The 21,021-nt window shown below is 66.0% G+C and carries 15 protein-coding genes and 1 pseudogene; 6 read left to right on the forward strand and 10 right to left on the reverse strand.

All coding sequences use genetic code 11. From position 1 onward, the window contains the following. Nucleotide 1 precedes the first annotated feature (1 nt). Nucleotides 2-403 (forward strand): response regulator transcription factor, encoded by a 402-nt coding sequence (locus ACAG21_RS16100; RefSeq protein WP_370497133.1) that lies wholly within the window; start codon nt 2-4, stop codon nt 401-403. On the opposite strand, the gene ACAG21_RS16105 is transcribed toward ACAG21_RS16100, so the two are convergent. Continuing rightward, nucleotides 382-2,154, reverse strand: a complete 1,773-nt coding sequence (locus ACAG21_RS16105; RefSeq protein ID WP_370497135.1) for a cyclic nucleotide-binding and patatin-like phospholipase domain-containing protein — start codon at nt 2,152-2,154, stop codon at nt 382-384. The genes ACAG21_RS16100 and ACAG21_RS16105 overlap by 22 nt on opposite strands. 654 nt (nt 2,155-2,808) lie before the next feature. Between ACAG21_RS16105 and ACAG21_RS16110 the strand changes: the two genes are divergently transcribed. The 3 genes from ACAG21_RS16110 to ACAG21_RS16120 all read left to right on the forward strand — a co-directional run bounded on the left by ACAG21_RS16110 (nt 2,809) and on the right by ACAG21_RS16120 (nt 9,080). After that, nucleotides 2,809-3,879, forward strand: coding sequence for an FHA domain-containing protein (locus ACAG21_RS16110; protein WP_370497136.1), 1,071 nt, complete (start codon nt 2,809-2,811; stop codon nt 3,877-3,879). 32 nt (nt 3,880-3,911) lie between these two features. Then, nucleotides 3,912-7,154: an MFS transporter gene (locus ACAG21_RS16115; protein WP_370497137.1), complete on the forward strand. Its 3,243-nt coding sequence runs from the start codon at nt 3,912-3,914 to the stop codon at nt 7,152-7,154. A gap of 243 nt (nt 7,155-7,397) precedes the next feature. Further along, entirely contained in the window at nt 7,398-9,080 is a 1,683-nt protein-coding gene (locus ACAG21_RS16120; RefSeq protein ID WP_370497138.1) for a serine/threonine-protein kinase, read from the forward strand. Here the strand turns inward: ACAG21_RS16120 and ACAG21_RS16125 are convergent, their stop codons facing one another. The 4 genes and pseudogenes from ACAG21_RS16125 to ACAG21_RS16140 form a co-directional block, all read right to left on the reverse strand. Then, nucleotides 9,081-10,205, reverse strand: coding sequence for a hypothetical protein (locus ACAG21_RS16125; RefSeq protein ID WP_370497139.1), 1,125 nt, complete (start codon nt 10,203-10,205; stop codon nt 9,081-9,083). A 161-nt stretch (nt 10,206-10,366) separates the two neighbouring features. Further along, the gene (locus ACAG21_RS16130) at nt 10,367-12,544 is read right to left on the reverse strand and encodes a glutamine synthetase III (protein ID WP_370497141.1); all 2,178 of its coding nucleotides are present in this window, start codon (nt 12,542-12,544) and stop codon (nt 10,367-10,369) included. Nucleotides 12,545-12,717: 173 nt separating this feature from the next. Then, nucleotides 12,718-13,533, reverse strand: coding sequence for a sulfate ABC transporter permease subunit CysW (cysW, locus tag ACAG21_RS16135; protein WP_370497142.1), 816 nt, complete (start codon nt 13,531-13,533; stop codon nt 12,718-12,720). Further along, a pseudogene (locus tag ACAG21_RS16140) lies at nt 13,530-13,712 on the reverse strand (molybdate ABC transporter permease subunit); the annotation flags it as partial. The pseudogene ACAG21_RS16140 and the gene cysW, both read right to left, overlap by 4 nt. A gap of 160 nt (nt 13,713-13,872) precedes the next feature. Here ACAG21_RS16140 and ACAG21_RS16145 point away from each other — a divergent pair. Then, nucleotides 13,873-14,529 (forward strand): C39 family peptidase, encoded by a 657-nt coding sequence (locus ACAG21_RS16145; RefSeq protein ID WP_370497144.1) that lies wholly within the window; start codon nt 13,873-13,875, stop codon nt 14,527-14,529. 30 nt (nt 14,530-14,559) lie between these two features. Here ACAG21_RS16145 and ACAG21_RS16150 read toward each other — a convergent pair whose 3' ends face one another. Continuing rightward, the gene (locus tag ACAG21_RS16150) at nt 14,560-14,826 is read right to left on the reverse strand and encodes a hypothetical protein (protein ID WP_370497146.1); all 267 of its coding nucleotides are present in this window, start codon (nt 14,824-14,826) and stop codon (nt 14,560-14,562) included. A 101-nt stretch (nt 14,827-14,927) separates the two neighbouring features. Continuing rightward, complete coding sequence (locus tag ACAG21_RS16155) at nt 14,928-15,695, reverse strand: class I SAM-dependent methyltransferase (RefSeq protein ID WP_370497147.1); 768 nt, start codon at nt 15,693-15,695, stop codon at nt 14,928-14,930. Between the two features lie 211 nt (nt 15,696-15,906). Here ACAG21_RS16155 and ACAG21_RS16160 point away from each other — a divergent pair, with 211 nt between their 5' ends. Continuing rightward, nucleotides 15,907-16,596 carry a DUF899 domain-containing protein gene (locus ACAG21_RS16160; RefSeq protein WP_370497149.1) on the forward strand — a complete coding sequence of 230 codons (690 nt, stop codon included), beginning with the start codon at nt 15,907-15,909 and terminating at the stop codon, nt 16,594-16,596. Here ACAG21_RS16160 and ACAG21_RS16165 read toward each other — a convergent pair. Genes ACAG21_RS16165 through ACAG21_RS16175 form a run of 3 tightly spaced genes read right to left on the reverse strand, consistent with a single transcriptional unit; the run spans nt 16,593 to nt 20,823 of the window. Then, nucleotides 16,593-17,621 (reverse strand): epoxyqueuosine reductase, encoded by a 1,029-nt coding sequence (locus ACAG21_RS16165; protein ID WP_370497151.1) that lies wholly within the window; start codon nt 17,619-17,621, stop codon nt 16,593-16,595. The genes ACAG21_RS16160 and ACAG21_RS16165 overlap by 4 nt on opposite strands. A 21-nt stretch (nt 17,622-17,642) precedes the next feature. Beyond that, nucleotides 17,643-19,328, reverse strand: a complete 1,686-nt coding sequence (locus tag ACAG21_RS16170; RefSeq protein ID WP_370497153.1) for a hypothetical protein — start codon at nt 19,326-19,328, stop codon at nt 17,643-17,645. 34 nt (nt 19,329-19,362) lie between these two features. After that, nucleotides 19,363-20,823, reverse strand: a complete 1,461-nt coding sequence (locus tag ACAG21_RS16175) for an MFS transporter (protein WP_370497154.1) — start codon at nt 20,821-20,823, stop codon at nt 19,363-19,365. Between the last annotated feature and the right edge of the window lie 198 nt (nt 20,824-21,021).

Raw genomic sequence — 21,021 nt, forward strand, 5'->3', positions numbered from 1 at the left:
GATGAGCGGAACCGACACCGCGGTCGCCGTCAAGGCGACGCACGTGCTCGTCGTCGACGACGAAGCCGACGTCGTGACGCTGTTTCGGCAGCGGTTTCGCCGTGAGCTGCGCTCCGGGCAGGTCATCATGCAGTTCGCCGACACCGGGCGCGCGGCCCTCGAGGTGCTCGAGATGGTCGACCCCGACGTCATCCTGATCTTCAGTGACATCGAGATGCCGGAGATGAACGGCCTGGAATTACTCGAACACGTCCGAGACAAGTGGCCGCACGTCCGCATCTACCTCGCGACCGCGTACGACAGCCCGAACTACACCCAGCGTGCGGCCGCGCTCGGCGCCCACGGCTATTTCACCAAGCCACTGGACTTCTCGGCGCTGCGTCAGATCATGTTGGCGACTTGAGGGCTGACGTTGGCGCCAACCAGGTGTGGCTGCGCCTCCAGGACGGCCCGGGTGGCGAGCCGTCCGGCCTCCACGGCGGCATCGATCTTCTTGAAGTCCAACGGACCGATCGTTGAGATATCCGGTTCGATGATCGCCGCGATTCGGGGCAGCGCGCGCAGGTCGCCGGTGGAGGCCGCCAGGTCGACGGTGCGCAGCAGCGTTTCTTGCAGCGGCGGCAGGGCGATGTCTGTCCCGGTGAGTAGGCGCCGGACAAATCCGGGCGGCTGAACGATTGCGGGCAGCAATCCAAAGCCCTTGGACGGCGAAAACTTTCGCCGCAAGTCGACACAGATGACTTCACCGTCGCAGTCGGCGCACATCACATCGGCGGGAAGGTTGTTCAGCAGTCCCCCATCGATCAGCAGGCGCTCGCCGTGCTGCACCGGCGGAATGAGACCCGGAATCGAGATCGACGCGCGCACCGCGAGCGTCAGCGATCCCCGGCGATGGACGATCTGTTCACCGGTGATCATGTCCGCCGAGACCGAGAAAAATCCCTTCGGCAGATGCTCGATCACGCTGCCGCCGAAGAACTCCTCGAGCAGACGCTCGATGCGGGTCCCGCGGGTCAGCGCGATCGCGGGGACGGTGTAATCGCCGAGCGGGCTGGTGTTTCCGACAAAGCGGTAAGCCGCGTCCGTCGCCTCGTCCGCGGTCATCCCCTGCGCGAAGGCCGCAGCGGCGATGGCACCGGCACTCGTGCCGCCAAAGCGGTCGATGACGATGCCGGCCCGGGTGAGTTCTTCGTAGACGCCGAAGTGTGCGAGTCCCCGAGCGCCGCCACCGGCCAGCACGAGTCCGTAGGACCGGCCGGCGATCCTGCGAGCCACCGCGGCAATTCCGTCGTCGTCGCCGCGATGGTGCGACACCGGGTCCAGCAGATCCCACCAACTGGTATCCGGCTCGGTCAGCGCGATCAGGTGGACCGGCCCCTGGGCATTGAGCCGATCGAGCCCGTCCGGCGGCTGGGCTTGGTCGACCAGCATCACGAGCCGATCGCTTTGCGCGACAACGTATCGCTGCCACAACTCGCCCGAGTTCCCGTCGGCCACCACCAACACCCAATCGTGGCCGCGTTCGGCGCGGTCGAGGATTTCGGCGAACGCCTCGACGAGTTCGGCGTGGGCCGTGACCTCAGCGGTTTTCTCCGGGGGCGGCGCGACCACGGCGATCGACCCGTATCCGCCCAGGCGCGTCGCGATCGCATCCACGAAAGGTGCTGCCGCGGTATATCCGGTCGAGACGATGCCGATGACGCGCGGCGCCGAAGAGACATTCGCGGACCGGGAGTCTCGCAGCATCCCGGCCATCGCCTTGACCATCGCCAGCTGCAGTTGCGGAGCGTTGCTAAGTACGTCGCTGAAGGTCTCACCGGCAATCCGCCAGACCACGCCGTCACGAAGCGCCTGGACTCCCGCCGAACGAACAGATCCGGAAATCACACCGAGGTCCCCGATGGAGTCGCCGGACGCCATCTCCCGGATGACCTGCCCATCGGCACCGACGGCCGCGAACCGTCCGGAATCGATGACATATATGGCGTCGGATGGCTCACCCAACCGAAAGAGCCATTCATAAGCCGGGATATGCAGCCGGTCCACGGCGCTCGCCAGGTCATTGAGTTGTTTGGCGTCGATGTCGGCGAGTATCGGAACATTCCGCAGCGCCTTTCGCGCGTCGGCGACTCGCCACTGCCGCCTAGTACTCATCTAATGACCGATACGTCGATGGAGCCGGGCGAACGGACGGCCCAGGTGACCGCAAACGGGATTTCTGCACGCATGCTCTTCCTCCCCGAAGCTCCAAAAGGATTGAGGTGTCGGTCAGGAGCTTATCCGCCGGCCGACGCGCCTTTCGAAATTCCGCCAGCTCTCGGGCGAACCGTTGGCCGCCGTCAGCGCGGCGGACGCAACGAGTATTCGGCGCCAATACTGCGGCGACCGCCGCGCGCTCGAATCCTTCTGGGACAGAATCCAACCCGGCGCCCGGAACCGAATGTGTGAAGGTTCAAATCGAGCGCGAGCAAACGTCATCCTTGATTAACCGGCGATTTACCCATAATTTCGCTTCTGTAGGCCATTTCTAGATTTCCAAACTCCCCGGGTTGGTTTCCGGTAATGTCCGCACCGTCACCAATCACCGGCACGAAGGACAGCCGTGAGTTCGAAGGACCAGCGAGTCGACGTGGTCGCGGCGAGTCTCATCACCGGGAAAGGCAGTTCATGGGTGACCATTGGCGAACTGGCGCCCTACCCCGGCTGATGACGGCGTGTCATGAGACCGCAGCGACGTCGTGACTGCGGAGGAGCATTGGCACTAACCGACTTTCAGGTGAGCGGCCTGACCCGGCGAGCAGCGAGGCAATGATGACGTCGTCTATGGGGATGCCGGGCCCGCCGCCCGGCACCCCGCTGGCCTACCTCGAATTGCGCGACGGCGGCACCGAGCACAGCGTGCCGATCATCGATCAGTTGTTCATCGGTCGCGAGTGCGCCGGAATCAGCGAGTCACGCAAGCTCGTGATCCGCGATCCCGAGATTTCCCGGACTCATCTCGAAATCCGCTTGGACGCGGTCGCCGATCAGGCTTTCGTGATCGACACCAGCACCAACGGCACACTGCTCAACGGGATGCGATTGGAACGCGCCGTTCCGCGGCCGATCCAGCCCGGTGACGAGATCCGGATCGCCGATGTGGCACTGATCTTCCGCTCGCAGCGATTCACCGCCGTCGACGCCGGGGTGGCCCCCGGCCTAACCCGGACCCGAATCAGCCAGGCCGCCATGGTGATGGTGGTCGGCGACATCATCAACTACTCAACGATCTCCGAAGTGACCGAAGAAGAGGTCATCGCGCAGAGCCTGCACACGCTGTGGCACGAGGTCGGCGGTGTGCTGCACGCCCATCACGGCACGCTGAACCACTACGCCGGCGACGCGATATTCGCGATCTGGGAGGCGAACCGGTTCCCGGATGCCGCCGAGCGCGCGATCGATTTCTCGCTCGCCGCGAACCGGCTGGTCGGTGAGCTGGGACCACGGCTGCCGTTGCGCAGCCCGGACGGCTCGCCGATCCGCATGGGTTGGGGCGTGGTGGTCGGCCGGGTCGCGCTGGCGGCGATGACGAGGTCGGTAGAGGCGGTGATCGGCGATTCGACCAATGTGGCATTCCGGTTGGCCGGGCTTGCCGGACGACAAGGACGCGCGTCGGTGATGGTGACCAGCGGAGTGCGCCGCACGGTCGAGAGTCACTTCACCTGGGGAGAAGGCGAAGAAGTCGAACTCAAGGGCCGAAGCGGGAAGGAGACGGTATTTCCCGTCCTCGGCCGCGGGCAGGCCAGCGGGTCGACGACTCTTCCGGGGAGAAACGCTGCGGGGGATCAGGGCGGTGGTCCTGAATCCACCGCGGAAATGCCCATCCGAAAAGCCGACTGAGCCGCCCGCCGGCTCCACCCCAGGGGTCAATCATGGATCTCGGAACGTCCCGTGCGCAGGGCCAATCCAAAGCCGCCGGCGCGACGACAACGGATAACGGTGCGGCCGAACACAATACGGCCGCGACGCGTCGGGACAACCGTCCGGGCACGGGCACGCTCAGCGTGCGCCGCCAGCCGTCGTCGACGGCGGTGTTGTTGGTAGCGGCGTTCGGGGCCTTTCTCGCGTTCCTCGATTCGACGATCGTCAACGTCGCTTTCCCGAACATCCAGCAGTCCTTCCCCAGCTACCCCATCGGCAGCCTGTCCTGGGTGCTCAACGCGTACAACATCGTGTTTGCGGCGTTCCTGGTGGCGGCGGGCAAACTCGCCGACTTGCTCGGGCGCAAGCGGATGTTCATCTGGGGCGTCGTGCTGTTCACGGGGGCCTCGTGGCTGTGCGCGCTGGCCGCCACCGTCGAGCAATTGGTCGCGTACCGGATTCTGCAGGGCGTCGGGGCGGCGCTGCTGGTGCCGGCGTCCCTCGCCCTGGTCGTCGAGGGGTTCGAGGTCGCGCGCCGCGCCCACGGCGTGGGGTTGTGGGGCGCCGCGGCGGCCATCGCGTCGGGCCTCGGTCCGCCGATCGGCGGGGCGATCGTGCAGGTGTCCGATTGGCGCTGGGCGTTTTTAGTGAACGTGCCCCTCGGCGTCGTCGCGGTGGTGGTGGCCCGACGCGAGCTGGTGGAGAGCCGTTCGCCCGGACAACGACGGCTGCCCGATCTGCGCGGGGCGGTGCTGCTCGCGGCCGCGCTCGGCTTGCTGACCCTCGGCTTGATCAAGGGCCCGGACTGGGGCTGGTCCAGCACCGGCACGATCGGGTCATTCGTGGCCGCGGCCCTGGCCCTGGTCGGGTTCGTGATCAGCTCCCGGCACCACCCGTCGCCGCTGATCGAGCCCGCCTACCTGCGCGTCCAGTCCTTCGTCGCGGGCAACGCCCTGACCATCGTCGCGGGCGCGGGCTTCTACGGCTACCTGCTGACGCACGTGCTGTTCCTGAACTACGTGTGGGGATACAACCTGCTCAAGACGGGCCTCGCGGTCGCCCCCGCGGCGCTCGTTGCGGCCGTCGTCGCGGCCAGGCTCGGCAAGATCGCCGACCGGCGCGGACACCGCGCGATCATCTTCGTCGGGGCGCTGATCTGGGCCGGCAGCCTGGTCTGGTACGTCCAGCGCGTCGGGACGCATCCGAACTTCCTGCGCGAGTGGTTGCCGGGCCAGCTGCTGCAGGGGCTCGGCGTCGGCGCCACGCTGCCGCTGCTCGGCAGCGCCGCCCTGGCCCGGGTCCCCAAGGGCGGCAGCTACGCGACCGCGTCGGCGGTGGTCAGCAGCTGCCGCCAACTGGGCGCGGTGATCGGAATCGCGTTACTGGTCGTGCTGATCGGGACGCCGGCACGCGGTGAGGCCGCCGACGCGCTGCGCCGCGGCTGGGTGATGGCGGCCATCTGTTTCGTCGCGGTAGCCATCGGGGCGCTGTTCCTCGGCCGCACCGGTCAACAGGCCGCGGACGCCGCCGTCGTTGCCGTACCGCCACCGCGATTCGAACCACGTTCGCGCGCAACGGCTGTGGCGCGGCACGAACAGGTGCTTGCGGTCGATCGCACAGACGACCTCCTGGAGAATTTGCCGCTGTTCGCCGGCCTGGACGCGGACGCTCTCGCCGATCTCCGACACAGCGCCGAGGAGATCGAACTCACGGCGGGCTCGTATCTGTTCCACGAAGGCGATACGGCCGATTCCCTGTACGTGGTGCGCAACGGCCGCGTTCAAGCGCTGCAGCAGGGTGTTGTGATCCGGGAACTGGGGCGCGGCGACGTGATCGGCGAGCTCGGGCTGCTCACCGGCACACCACGGTCCGCGTCCATCCGGGCCGTGCGCGACACCACCCTGGTACGGCTCACCAAGGCGCAGTTCGACAAGATCGCCGATGTCGGCATGCTCGGCGCGTTAGTGCGCTCGCTGGCCACCCGGCTGCACCAGTTGCCACCGCCGACCACGGCGAACCTGGCCACATGCGATGTGGTGGTCGCGATTGTCGGCGTCGACGCCGATGCGCCGGTGACGATGGTGGCCCACGAGCTTGTGCACCTGCTATCGGGTTACGTCCGCGCGGTGCGGCCGGGCCGCGTCGACCGCGAGGGGCTGGAGCGGGCCGAGCGGGCCGCGGACAAGGTGGTGCTGCAGGCGCAGGCCGACGACGCGGAATGGCGAGACTTCTGCCTGCGCGTTGCCGATCGGATCGTGCTGGTCTCCGGAAATCCGGAGCCCCCGGCCGATCCGCTGCCCGAGCGCGCAATCGGCGCAGACCTGCTATTGGCCGGTCCGCCTGCCAGCCGGGAGCACCGGCGCGCCTGGGAAGAACTGATCACGCCGCGGTCGGTACTGACGTTGCACACCGCCGGTTCGGCCGAAGACCTGCGGCCGCTGGCCGCGCGCATCGTCGGGCGATCGATCGGTTTGGTCCTGGGCGGCGGGGGCGCGCGGGCCTTCGCTCATCTCGGCGTGCTCGAGGAGCTGGAAGCCGCCGGGGTCGTCGTCGACCGATTCGCCGGCACCAGCATGGGCGCGATCGTCGCGGCGCTGGCGGCCAGCGGCTTGGATGCGGCGGGCGTCGACGCCTACGTGTACGAGTACTTCATCCGCACCAATCCGATCCGCGACTACACCGTGCCGATCAGGGGATTGACACGCGGACGGCGCATTCCGGCGCTGCTGCGTCGCGCCTACGGCGAACGACTGGTCGAGGAATTGCCCAAGGAGTTCCGGTGCGTCAGCGTCGACCTGCTGGGCCGGCGCACCGTCGTGCATCGTCGGGGCCCGGTTGCCGACGCGGTGGGGTGTTCGCTGCGTCTGCCGGGCATCTTCCCGCCCTACGTCTATGGCGGCACGCTGCACGTCGACGGAGGGGTGCTCGACAACCTTCCCGTGTCGTCGCTGTCGGGCACCGAGGGCCCCCTGGTCGCGGTCGCGGTCGGTTTTGGTGGCGACGCGACGGTGCCCAGGAGCGAATTCGCTGGTCCCCCACGTGTTCCCGGCATCGGCGAAACCCTCATTCGCACGATGATGATGGGCAGCGGGCTGGCCGCCGCCGCGACGCTGGCTCAAGCCGACGTGGTGATCCGACCCGACACCCGCGGTGTCGGGTTGCTGGAGTTCCATCAGATCGACGCGGCCCGCGAAGCCGGCCGGGCCGCGGCCCGCGAGGTGTTGCCCCAGATTATTGCTCTCGCACATCGGTGATAGCACCGAAATATGCTGCAGCACAAGGAATTGCACATACACTTGCCGACCGCGAACCACTGCGTTGCCTGGAGTTCGCCAACCATTCGCATCGGCCCGCCGGGGTGCGCACGAATGAAGGTGGCCCGGCCAGCGGTGCGGGTGGCACGATCGCGCATTTGCCACCGTGATGTTGTAGTTTTCGAGCGGTGATATTGGTCGGCGCTTATGGCATGGTTGCCAGACCGTGAATAGGAGTCAGCGATGAGCGGCGCGCAGGGCTCGCGGTTGGGAACGATGTTCGGCCCCTACCATCTCAAACGGCTGCTGGGCCGCGGCGGCATGGGTGAGGTCTACGAGGCCGAGCACACCGTCAAACAGTGGACGGTGGCGCTGAAGCTGATGTCGCTTGCCTACAGCCAGGATCCGGTTTTTCGCAAGCGGATGGAGCGCGAGGCCCGCATCACCGGCCGTTTGCTGGAGCCCCACGTGGTGCCCATTCACGACTACGGCGAAATCGACGGGCAACTCTATTTGGAGATGCGCCTGATCGAGGGCATCGATCTGGGCAGCCTGCTCGAGCGGGACGGGCCGCTGACTCCGCCTCGCGCGGTAGCCATCGTCCATCAGATCGCCGCGGCGTTGGACGCCGCACACGCCGCCGGGGTCACACACCGCGACGTCAAACCGCAGAACATCCTGATCACCCGCAACGACTTCGCCTACCTCGTCGACTTCGGTATCGCCAGCGCCAAAACCGACGAGAAGCTCACCCAACTGGGCACCGCGGTGGGGACCTGGAAATACATGGCACCCGAACGCTTTTCGAGCGACGAGGTGACTCCCCGGGCCGACGTCTACGCGCTGGCCTGTGTGCTGTTCGAGTGCCTGACCGGGGCGCCGCCCTATCCCGCCGACAGCACCGGCGTGCTGGTCACCTCGCACATGATGGAGCCCATCCCCCTGCCCAGCGCTCAAGGCTTGGGCGTGGACCAGGCATTCGACGCGGTGATCGCGGGCGGTATGGCCAAGAACCCGATCGAACGCTACGCCACCGCCGGCGATCTGGCAGACGCCGCACACGACGCCCTTTCCCGGCCGGAACGCGACCGCGCCGCAACCATTCTGCGGCGCAGCGAAACCTCGGCGAAGCCACAAGACACCCAGCCGACCGCGGCGGCCGAATCGTCGAGCTCCCCGCACACGCGGTACAACCCGCTCTCCTTCGGACCCGAGACGCAGCCGGACAGCGCAGCGCCGCCGCTGACAAACGCCGGCGATGCGCCACCCACCGCCGGGCCACCCACCCCCGAAATCGCGGCGCCCGCCGCCGACACGGATCAGCCGGCGACGCGAGGTAAGCGCAGTCGCTGGCCGATCCTGGCCGCGGCTGGCGCCGTTGTCCTCGTGGCCGTTGCCGCGGTCGGCACCTGGCTGTTGCTGAAACCCTCTGCCCAGCAGCATTCAAAGACAGGCGCGGCGAAAACCGCGCCGGCATCCGCCGCAGCTCCCAGCAATGACCTGGACCGACTGCTGAACCTACTTCCGTCCGGCTACCCTGCTGGCGTCTGCACACCGGCCACTCCCGAGTCGGGCAGCGTATGGGTAACGGCGGTGGCCCTGGTGTCATGCGGGCAAAACACCAACCCCGGCGGCCCGACGCACGCCACCTACGGACTCTTTCCGAATGCCGCCAGCCTCAAGCAGGCTTTCACCGATGACGTCGCCAACGTCAGCCTGGTGAAATGTCGCGGAGAGTCGCGGTCACCCGCCAACTGGCACTACGACCAAGGTCCCACCGAGACTGCGGGCATGCTCGCGTGCGGGACTTACAACAACCACCCGAACGTGGTCTGGACTTACGACGAAAAACTGATGCTCAGCGACGTCTCGGGAGACCCGGCCACCATCGAGGACCTGCACACCTGGTGGGACAACTACAGCTGATCACTCCGCCAACGGCGGCGCCGGCGCCAGCTCTGTCGGATTCGGCGACACCGTTGCGTTCAGCCGTTTCAGGCACACGGACGGGTCGACGTCGTGCAGATCGATCCCAGCGAACGTGTCAGCGTCGACCCGCGCACTGATCAAGCACGGGCGGACCGGTTGATCGGTGTTCGGGTCAGTCGTTTCGACGACACCGCTGAAGATCACCACCCGGAACCGGCGCTCGCCGTCGAGGGCGAACACGGTCGCCAAAGCCAGCAACGCCAGCTGCGCAATAGTGCTGGCGTACAACGCTTTTACCTGCCCCGCCGGCCGTGCCGTCTCGACAACCGTGTCGCGGCTCTTGACATACCGGTACGCCTTGGCCGCCGGGACGACAGCCACGGTGGGTAGTTCGTATTCGACGACCAATTGTCCTGTGGCCGCGTCATACTCGGCGACGGGCCTGGGGGTGATGACGCGCGGCAACGGCATCGCCGCCAGCGCCGCTTCGACGTGAGCCGCCAACTCGGCCGGGGCCGGCGTCAGCGCGTCGGGCAGCTGTCGCAATCCAGTTCGCAGCAGATCGGTCAGGGCGGCGATCTGGGACTCGATTTTTGCGTTCTGCCGATCCACCTGCGCGGCCACGCCATCGAGGTCGTAGACGTCGCTTTCCAGCACAACGCCTTTAGGCCAGCAGCTCTGCTGCCATTCACGCCGGCGCGCCAGCTCCGCTGCCTTGGCTCTCGCCTCGGCGGCGCGCACCGCCGCATAGAGCGATTTGGTCGTTTCGAGTTCTTTCAACCGCTGCTGTTCGCGCACCGGATGCCGCCGGCGGGCCAGCTGATATTGATAGCGGGCCTGCCCCAGCAACCGCTCGGCGTCGGGCACCCGGTGGTAGGCCGGCGGCTGCACGAAGTCCGCCAGCCGGGGCAACGGTTCAGCGATCTGCAGGTAGTGGATCCGCATTTCACAGATTTCGGCGTTGTCTCGGGCTTTGCCGACGGTGTAGTAATTTTCGAGCATCCGGCACGCCGACTCCCAGTTCTCGATGTCGGCTCGCCGCGCGGACCGCCACAGGTTCCAGAGCGCCTGATACGCCTCCAGTTCGGCGGCACGGCGCCGGCGGTCATCGAATGGCCCCATGCTCTCCCCTGACCCGGCGACTTTCGTCCCTTCAGAACTTAACGCGTCGGGTGCGGCACGTGTAGCGGGGCGTTTCGCGCGATGTCGAGTCGCCGGGCGTGGGAGCCGCGGATTACCAAGCTCCGCGAGCGCGCGGTCGACCCCCACGCCCGACGACGGCTCTAGAGGATGTAGAGCATCTCCTGGTAGGTAGGCAACGGCCACAAGTCGTCGGCGACAACACCTTCCAGCGTGTCGGCCGCGGAACGCACCGCCTCCATCGCCGGCAGTAGCGCTTCTTGGGCATGTGTGGCTTCGGCAAGAGCCGAATCCGCCGAGTGATCGGACAGGGCCGCCTGCAAGGTCGTCAGCGCGGCGGAGAGATCGGCCAGCGGGGCCGAAACCGCTTCCAGGGCCGCGGTGCTGGCCGCCACACCGGCCTTCTTCAGCGTCGCGACGTTCTGCGCGAGCTCGGTCTGGTAGCGGATGGCGGCGGGCATGATGATCGTGGTCCCGATCTCCAGCGCCAGCTTTGCCTCGACCCCGATCGTCAACGCGTACTGCTCCAACCGGACCTCGTAGCGGCTGTGCAATTCGCGTTCGTTGAACACCCCGTATTTCGAGAACAGCTCGATCGCGTCCGGCTTGATCAGCTCCGGAATGGCGTCCAGGGTGGTCTTCAAGTTCGGCAGGCCACGCTCGGCCGCTTCGATCTGCCAGTTCTCCGAGTAGCCGTCCCCGTTGAACACCACCGCGCCGTGCTCGGTGATGATCTCCGTGAGCAGCTTCTGCACCGCCTGGTCGAAGTCTTCGCCGTCGGCGACGTTCTGCTCAAGGATGGTGGCCATGTAGTCCAGCGAGTCCGCCATGATCGTGTTCAGCACGATCAACGGCACCGCCACCGTCTGCCCGGACCCCGGCGCCCGGAACTCGAAACGGTTGCCGGTGAAGGCGAACGGGCTGGTCCGGTTACGGTCACCGGCATCGGTCGGCAGATGAGGCAGCGTATCGACACCAATGATCATGGTGCCCTTACCCTTTGACGAGGTGGCCGCGCCCTTGGCGATCTGGTCGAACACGTCGGCAAGCTGTTCGCCCAGGAAGATCGAGATGATCGCGGGCGGCGCCTCGTTGGCACCCAATCGGTGGTCGTTCGTCGCGGATGCGACGGACACCCGAAGCAGCCCGGAGAACTTGTGCACGGCCCGGATCACGGCGGCACAGAACACCAGGAATTGGGCGTTCTCATGCGGGGTGTCGCCCGGGACCAGCAGCGACCCCAGCTCGGAATTGCCCATTGAGAAGTTGACGTGCTTGCCCGATCCGTTGACGCCGGCGAACGGCTTCTCGTGGAACAGGCATTCCATGCCGTGCTTCTTGGCGATCGTTTTGAAAACCGTCATCAGCAGCTGCTGGTGGTCCGAGGCGATATTGGCCCGCTCGAACATCGGCGCGATCTCGAACTGGCCGGGGGCCACCTCGTTGTGGCGGGTCTTGGCCGGGATGCCGAGCTTGAACAGCTCCCGCTCGGTGTCCATCATGAAGCCGAGAACACGCTCGGGCACCGCACCGAAGTAGTGGTCGTCGAACTCCTGACCCTTCGGCGGCTTGGCGCCGAACACCGTGCGACCGGCGTTGATCAGGTCCGGCCGAGCCAGGAAGAAGTGCCGGTCGACCAGGAAGTACTCCTGCTCCGGGCCGCAGAAGGACACCACCTTATTGAGTTCCTTGTGACCGAACAGGGTCAGGATTCGCTCGGCGTGGATGCCCATGGCCTGCTGGCTGCGCAGCAGTGGCGTCTTGTAGTCCAGCGCCTCGCCGGTCATCGACACAAAAACCGTTGGGATGCAGAGCGTGTTGCCGTTCGGGTTCTCCAGCACGTACGCGGGACTGGTCACGTCCCAGCCGGTGTAGCCGCGTGCCTCGAACGTGCTGCGCAAACCGCCGGACGGGAAACTCGAGGCGTCGGGCTCGCCCTGGATCAGGGTCTTGCCCGCGAACTCGGCCAGTGTCTGCCCATCGGAAACCGGTTCGAGGAAGCTGTCGTGCTTCTCGGCGGTCAGGCCGGTCATCGGATAGAACACGTGGGCGTAGTGGGTGGCGCCCTTCTCCAGCGCCCAGTCCTTCATGGCCACCGCGACCGTGTCGGCGACAGCCGGGTCGAGTTTGGCGCCCTTCTCGATGGTCGCCACCACGGACTTGTAGACCGACTTGGGCAGCCGTGCCTGCATTTCGGCCTTGGTGAAGACGTTGGAGCCGAAGACCTCGCCGGGAGTCTCGCCGGCGACGAAGCTGATGGCCGGGGGGACGAATGCCTCGACGTTGTTGATCGCCTGCAGGCGCACTGCGTTTCCGCTCAATGGAGTTCCTATCGCTGAGGGGGTCCACGTTCTTCACGTGCGGAAGGTGGACCGCCCCACCTTAGGAACCTTCGATGCCGAACTTGTTACGCACGCGTCAACGGCACGCTTCATCGGTTTCGAATTTGCGACTCGTGTCGCCTACCCGAGCAGGCGGGGCTTCCTATGTCGGATCAGGCCGCGGCCCTGGCGCGTTTGCGGCGCACCAGCAGCGTCGTCTTGACGATCAGGAACAACACCGCAACGCCCATCATCAGCGTGGACAACGCGTAGGCGCCGTACTCGGCCCCGCGGGCGTAGCGGTCGTTGACCAGCAGCGTCAACGTCTGCGACTCCCCCGGCAAGTTGGACGACACCATGATGACCCCGCCGAACTCACCAAGGGTGCGCGCGGTGGTCAGCACGGTTCCGTAAATCAGGCCCCACCGAATGGTCGGCAAAGTGATCCGCCAAAACGTCTGCCACGGACCCGAACCCAGGGTTGCTGCCGCCTGCTCCTGCTCGGTTCCCACCTCCTGCAACACCGGTTGGACCTCGCGTACCACGAACGGCAAGGTCACGAAGATGCTGACCAGCACCAGCCCGGGCAGGCCGAAGATAATTTTGATGCCGAGGTCGTTTTCGACAAACCCCAGCGCCCCGGCCGATCCCCACAGCAGGATCAGCGCCACCCCCACGATGATGGGCCACACCGCGAAGGGCAGGTCGACGACCGCCTGGAGGACACCGCGTCCGCGAAACCGGCTGCGCGCCAGCAGCAACGAGGTGAGCACACCAAAGACCACGTTCAGCGGCACCACGATGGCCACGACAAGCAGCGACAGGTGCAGCGCCGAGATCGCGGCCGGTGTGGTGATCCACGCGTAGAACTGGTCGAGCCCCGGCCGGAAGGTCCGCCACAGGATGATCGACACCGGGACGATCAGCATTACGCCGATGTAGGCCAGCGTCACGGATCGGGTGACGTAGCGGGCCAACGACGGCGTCATGCCGCCTTTTCCTCGCGTTTGGCGGTGCGCCCGCCCACGATGCGCAGCAGCACCAGCACGGTGAACGAAATCGACAGCAGCACAATGGACATTGCGGCGGCCCCGGTGCGGTCGTCGTTTTCGATCAGCGAACGGATCCACTGCGACGAGACTTCGGTCTTGCCCGGTACGGCACCGCCGGGGTGGTAGCCGCGGATCGGCGCGGTCTCATGCCGGCAACATTTCGGCGTGTTCGCCCGCGATCTGGGCCGACTTCGGAGTTTAATGCTCCGGAAAGGGCGACCCGCAGCGCCTTTCCCGATACCGTTACGCACCGCCACTGTCGAGAAAAGGACGCCGATGGCCCGCACCCTGACGACGAGAGTCGCCACGGCCGCTCTCTTATGGGCAACCGCCGCGGCGACATCGGCCGCCTGGGCCACCGCTGCCCACGCCACCCCGGGCCCGCCCGCGCCGGACGCCGACCACGAGGCGGGCATGTACGGCGACCCGGCGGCTGCCGCGCCCCATTGGCGTCGGCAACACTCCTCGGACTGCGGCGAAGTCGCGGTCGCAGACGTAGTCGGCGAGCTCACGGGTCGCCAGCCCACCGAGTGGCAGATCACCGCAGTCGCCGAAAATACTTCGGGGGCAACGGGTTCCAAGCCGATATGGGATCCACGGGGCAACACCGACATCAGGGATCTGCCGCCGCTGCTCTGGCACTACTGGGTCAGGGCCGACAACATCCAGACCAATATCGCTGCCTTGCAACAAAATCTAGCTGACAAGCGCAAGGTGATCGCGCTTGTCAACGCCGAGACCATCTGGAACCAGCCCGGCAATCGCGACATCGGGAACCACTTTGTGGTTGTCACCGGCATCGACACCAAGGCCGGCGTGGTGCACCTCAACGACAGCGGCATCGATAGCGGCCGCGACGAGCAGATACCACTCGCCACATTCGAACGGGCATGGGCGCCCAATCACAACTCGGCGGTGGTGACCCGGTTGTGACCCGTTGTGGCCAGGGACGCTAAAGGTGTTTCAGGACAGGCTTTTCATCGAGTCCGACGCGATCACCGCGGATCCGCGCCGACCGTGGGCGAGGCTGCATGACTCGGCCAGCGCGGGCCCATAGGTGGCCGCACCGCACTCGCATTCCCAGCAGATATGCCGGCCGCAAGAGCACGGCACGGTTGCCACGATCATGTGTCCCGGCAACAGCCAGTGACCACGTGCACACCGTTGTGGTGGTCTGTCCATCCATTGCGTGCGCGAGCCATGCGCCAGCTCGTTGACATGAACACTCACGGGCACCACCCTCCCACCGGCGTTGACGCCGTGCCAGGGCGATGTGCGAATCGTTATCGTCTCGTTGGCCGTGTCGTTGTCTGAAGGATCCGCCCGGGCGATCAGTTCTTCTCGAGGGTCACCTGGTTGACGTCGATCTGGCCGGTGCGAAACGCGTTGGCCCGGCCGGTCAGGTAGTGCAGGTATCGCTCGTAGACCTCTTCGGACTGCATTTCGATGGCTTCGGCACGATGCGCCTCGAGCGCCTCGGCCCACAGGTCGAGAGTTCTGACGTAATGCGGCTGCAGCGGCTCGCGCAGAGTCAGGGTGAAACCCGCCCCAGCCGCGTGCAGCTCGACGGGGTCGATTGAGGGCAGGCCGGTGATCGTGTGCAAGAACATGACACCGTCGTCGGGCAGGACGGTGTAGGCCATTTCGAAGAAATCGTCGTAGCGGTCGTGGCGGCCCTGCTCGAACGCCCCGATGGACACGATCCGGTCGACGGGCTCGGTGAACTCCTCCCAGCCCTGCAGCAGCACCCACTTGCTGCGCTCGGTGTCCATCTCGTCGAACATTTTCTGGACGTGCGCGGCCTGATCGCTGGACTTTGTCAGGCCGACGACGTTGACGTCGTACTGCTCGATTGCCCGGCGCATCGTGGTGCCCCAGCCGCAGGAGATGTCGAGCAGCGTCATGCCGGGCTGCAGATCCAGCTCGGCCAGTGCCAGATCGATCTTGGCGATTTGGGCCTCTTCCAGCGTCATGTCCTCACGCTCGAAGTACGCACAACTGTAGGTCTGAGTGCGATCGAGGAACAGGCGGAAGAAGTCGTCCGACAAGTCGTACCGTGCCTGCACGTCGTCGACGTTCGGGGTCAACCCCTGAGTCATGTTGCGTCGCCTTTCCGGACCCAGGGTCCCCCCGCGTGACATCTAAAGTTTGCACATAGATACCCGAACGCGCGCGTCACAAACCATATTCAAAGCGAGTTCTCAGCTGTGAGCAGCGCTTTTTGCGCTCGTCGGCGCTGGCCGATGAATTCGGGGTGGACGATCGGTCAGACCTTTGAGCCGAGAAGCAACGAGAGCAAAGGTGGATCCCATGTCCCCGAACCACACCGCGCTACCGCCCATCGTCGATGCCCGGACCTGGCGCGCCGAGCTCGATGAACTGCGCAAACGCGAGAAGGCCGCTACCCGTGAACTGGATGCGATCGCTGCGCAGCGGCGCCGTTTGCCCATGGTCGAGTTGCCCGACTACACCCTGATCGGCGCCGACGGGCGGGTCCGTTTGGCCGACGTGTTCGATGGCCGCTCGCAGCTCATCACCTACCACCACATGTGGTCGGACGGCGCGCAATGGCAGTGCAGCGGGTGCACCGGTTTCACGTCGCAGTTCACTCGGCTCGAATTCCTGGACAACTACGACGCCCGGTTCGTCATCGTCACCAACGGCCGGATCGAGGAGGCGCTCGCCTACAAACAGCGGGTCGGCAACCGGATGCAGTGGTACTCGTCGTCGCAGAGCACCTTCGGCGCCGACATGGACGCGCCGCCGGGCGGGGGGTTCGGGGTAAACGTGTTCCTGCGTGACGGCGACACCGTGTATCGCACCTGGCACACGAATGGGCGGGGCACCGAACAACTCAGCCATTCCTTCGCGCTGATCGACCTCTTGCCGTGGGGCCGCCAGGAGGAATGGCTCGATTCGCCGGAGGGTTGGCCGTCGCGGCCCACCTACTCGGGCTGGCTGGACTCCCCCGACATCGCCCGCGCCTACGGTTCTTCTTAGCCGCGCCGCCCGCTGTCGACGACCTTCACCTGCTTGTGTGGATAGCGGCGTTGCGCGTATTCCTTCGCTTTCGAGTTAGGCAGCACGTAGAGCGTTTCCTTCTTGTCCTGCAACGGTTTTAGCACCAGGTCCATGAAGCTCTTGCGATTGTCCAGGTAGGGCTCGATCACGTCCTCACCGGCCGGGCATACCGCCAGGCAGTAGGCCGCCTTGTAGTTGGGTTTGAACGACAGGCTCTGCCACATCGACGCGTTCTCGGAATCGGTTACCCGCGAACGAAAATCGGCCCCGTCCGTGCTGTCGGCAACGGTCTGCACCCAATCGGTGAAACCGCCCATGAACTCGCGGTAGTTGTGGGTCGAACACGCCAGCCAATCGAAACTGCCATCCTTGCCGATCGCGCCGACCGGGCACGCCGCGACACACAGCTTGCATTCCAGGCACGGGCTGTAGTCCAACGGCTCGCCGTAGCTGCTGATCGGGGTGTCCACCAGGATCGTGCCCAGCAAGATGAAATTGCCGAACTTGGGGTGAATCACGTTGCGGTGGATGCCCATTACGCCGAGTCCGGCAGCGACGGCGACGGGTTTGTGCGCCACCACCCAGATCCGCCCCGGGTAGTTGTCCATCTCCATCGGAAAGGTCGCCGACGGGTTCAGCACCCGGTGGCCGGCGTCCTGCAGCCGACGCACGATGCGATAGGCGGCCTCGTTGAGCAGCTCGCCGCTGCGGTGAAACTCCTGGTTGGCGACGCTGCGCGCCGTCGAGCGGATGTTGTCGCGGTTCATCTTGACCACCAGCGAGATGTAGCTTCTGGTGCCGGGCAGCGCGGCCTCGACGTGCTCGACCTCCGAGGCCAGGTCGGGGTTGTCGACGCTGGCGAAAGCCACGTCGTCGACGCCGGCCTCCAGGCACAGCTCGCGCAGCCAATCCGCATCGATCACTTCAGGTTTCCGTAATTGGCGCGATCGCACTTTTCGCACGGTGGGATGCTCCGCCAGTCGAGCCGGAAGTTTCTCACTCATGCTGGGTATAGTACACAATACTCAGAAGTTAGCGGCTCCCCTGCAGGCACAGGACGCGGTAATCGGGACGTCGGCGTGGGCACGCGCCAAGATCAGTTGCTGCTCGATGATCGCCGCTTCAGCGGCGCGACCGAGGCGTCGCAGGCACTCGTGATACCCGTGCAGGCTCCACACGTTGCCCGGATGTTGGCAGCATCGGCGCACGGAGGGGTCCAGACCAAGATCGGCGGCGTACACGCTGGCCGCTTCTTCCACGTGACCTTGCTCCAGCAGCAACGCGCCAAGGGCGTGGCGGGTCGGCTGCATCCAGCCCCATGGCTCGTCGTAGGGCAGGGCGTCGTCGAGTTCCACCGCGCGGCGCAGGTGCGCGAATGCCGAATCGAATTGCCGTTTCCGGTAAGCGATTTCACCGTCGAGCATCGCGGCGGCGACCGCGAGAATGTCACGACTGGTGTTGTTGAACAGATACCGTGAGGCAGGGATGCGGGCGTAGGCATCGGTGAAGGCTGCCCGCGCGGAATCTGCCTGCGACAGTCGACCGGTGGCCGCATACGCGACGCCGCGGCCGTAGTACACGGTGGCCGCCGTGGTGCAGTACAAATCCTGGTCAGCGGGCAGTGGCTCGGCTATCAAATCCTCCCAACGGCCAAACCGGATCAAAACGTGGACCCGAAGCGGCACAAAGGCTTCCAGCCAGTCCGCCATGGGAGGGGATGCGATCGACAGCACCTCCGGGGTGAGCTGCCGGGCGATCTCGTCGGCGGCCTGCAGCGCGACGGCCGACTGCCCGGAGAACATCGCCGCGTACACCACGAAGTGCAGGTCGTGGGCACGGTAGGCCGAGTAGAAGTTCAGTGCGCCTTCGCGTTCGAGGTATTTGCGATCGGCGCGCACTGCCGAAAGGTTGGACACCACCGCGTTGCGGTAGTCGCCGCACAGTACGTCGATATGAGTGGGCATGTGTTCGAGATGACCGGCGTCGGGTGCCAGACCCCGCAACAGATCGGCCGCGGGCAGCGCCTTCTCGGGATGGGCGGATAGCTCCATCGTGTGCAGGTAGAGGTGCAGAATGCCCGGATGGGCGCGGCCGGCAGGGGTCGACAGGGCGGTCTCCAGAATGTCTTTGGCCTCCCGCACCCGCGACCCTGACGCCGGCTCACCGGTGCGGGTATCCCATAGCGCCCAGGCCGTCACGTTGACCAGCGCATCGGCCGCCAGGGCCGCGATGTCGATATCGTCGGGGAAGGCCGATGCCAACCTCGACATCGAGTCGGCGTACGCGGAGTTCCCGTCGGCCAGCGCCGCGGTGTCGGCGATATCGCGGGTCGGAAAGCGAGCGGCCAGGGCGTCGATCAGGCCGCGCTCGGCGGCGGTGGCACGGCCCGCGGCGGCCAGCTGGAGCTCCGCGCGAGCCCGGGCCAGCGACGCGGCCAGATCGACCGGATCGAATGCGTCCCAGGCCTTGTTGTAGTTCGGGCCGACCGAGTATGCGATGCCCCATCGCGCGATCGCAAGGTCCGGGTCCAACGCGAGCGCCCAGTCGAAGCACCGCACTGCCTCTTCATGGTTGAACGCATAGGCCCACACCATGCCGCGGTTGAACCACACCTGAGCCTCAGCCGAGGGCGTATCGACGGCCCGGTGGTAGGAGCCCAGGTCGTAGTAGGAATCGACATCGACGCGCGGGACCGTCACGTCGCCGACCATAGCCCCGACGCGGCCGCGCCGCCGTCGTCGCTTCTTATTGGTGCTCGGCGTCGGCCACCGTCAGCGGCAACGCCAGGTCTTCCAGGGCGCGCTGTTCGGCGGCGATCCCGAGCCATAGCTCGACCAACCCCGCGACCGCCATCACGATCGCCCCGATCAGGAACGACCACAGCACCTGGCCTCGATCACCCGAGTTGATCAGCTCCCCGAACAGCACCGGACCGGTGATGCCGCCGATCGCGGTGCCCACCGCGTAGAAGAACGCGATCGCCAGCGCCCGGGTCTCCATCGGGAAGATCTCGCTGACGGTCAGGTAGGCCGCGCTCGCGCCCGCGGAGGCCAGGAAGAACGCCGCCGACAGCGCGACGATGAAGGTCCAGACCCCGCCGACCTGATCCACGAACAGCACTCCGAGGACGACCGCGAGTACCGCGGAGCCGATGTAGGTGCCGGTGATCATCGGTTTGCGGCCGATGGTGTCGAACAGCCGCCCGAGAATCAACGGGCCGAGGAAATTGCTCATCGCCCACAAGATGAAGAACACCGGCACGGTGCCGGATCCAACGCCGTAGAACCCGCTCAACAGCGTGCCCAGGTTGAACGTGACGCCGTTGTACAGGAACGCTTGGCCGATGAACAGCGCCAGTCCCAGGACCGCGCGCTTGGGATAGAGCTTGAACGCGACCCGGGCGATCTCTATGAACGAAATCGCGTGGCGCTGACGGATTCTCAGCGGCTCGCCGTCCGGTTCGGGCAGCGGCTTTCCGGTTTCGCGCTGCACGTCTTGTTCGATCTCGCCGACGATCTGCTCGGCTTCCTCGTCGCGCCCATGAATGAACAGCCAGCGGGGGCTTTCCGGAATATTGCGCCGGACCAGCAGGACGAAGATGCCGAAGATGGCTCCGATGCCGAAGGCAAGTCGCCAACCGACGTTGGCGGGGAAGTTCGACGTGTCCAGCAGGAGCAGGGCGCCGGCGGCACCGGCGGCCGAACCCAGCCAATAGGTGCCGTTGATGATCAGGTCGACGCGGCCGCGCACCCGGGCCGGAATCAACTCGTCGATCGCCGAGTTGATCGCCGCGTATTCGCCGCCGATGCCGGCGCCCGTGAAAAAGCGGGTGATGAAGAAGTACCACGGCGCGAATGCGAATGCGGTCGCGACCGTGGAGACAAGGTAGACCGCCAGGGTCAGGATGAACAGGTTGCGGCGTCCGAACCGGTCGGTCAGATGGCCGAAGAACAAGGCGCCCAAGCATGCGCCGGTGATGTAGATCGCCGCCGCGTAGCCGATCTGCGCCGGGTTGAGCTCGATGCCGCTGCCCTTCTCGGTGAGCCGGGCCGAGACGTTGCCCACCATCGTGACCTCGAGCCCATCGAGGATCCATACCCCGCCGAGGCCCACCACGACGCGCCAGTGAAACCGCGACCACGGCAGCCGGTCCAGTCGCGCCGGAACGTGCGTCGTGATGGTTTTCGTTTGCGCGCCTGGGCTCATCCTGTCTCCGTTCTCGGTGGATAGAGAGATACCCGCCACCGCGCGTCGCAAGCCGCGGAAAATCCAGCTCTCGGATCAGTTGCCCGCGAGGGAGAAATGCCAAAACGGATGGGCCGCGCGCAGCCTGGCATCCTGGCGGACCCTACCAGCCGGGTCAGTTCATGCCGATCGTCCCGGCTCGGGGTATGCGCCTGCCCG

The organism is Mycobacterium sp. pR1184, assembly GCF_041287235.1.
In the GTDB taxonomy this organism is placed as follows: Bacteria; Actinomycetota; Actinomycetes; order Mycobacteriales; family Mycobacteriaceae; genus Mycobacterium.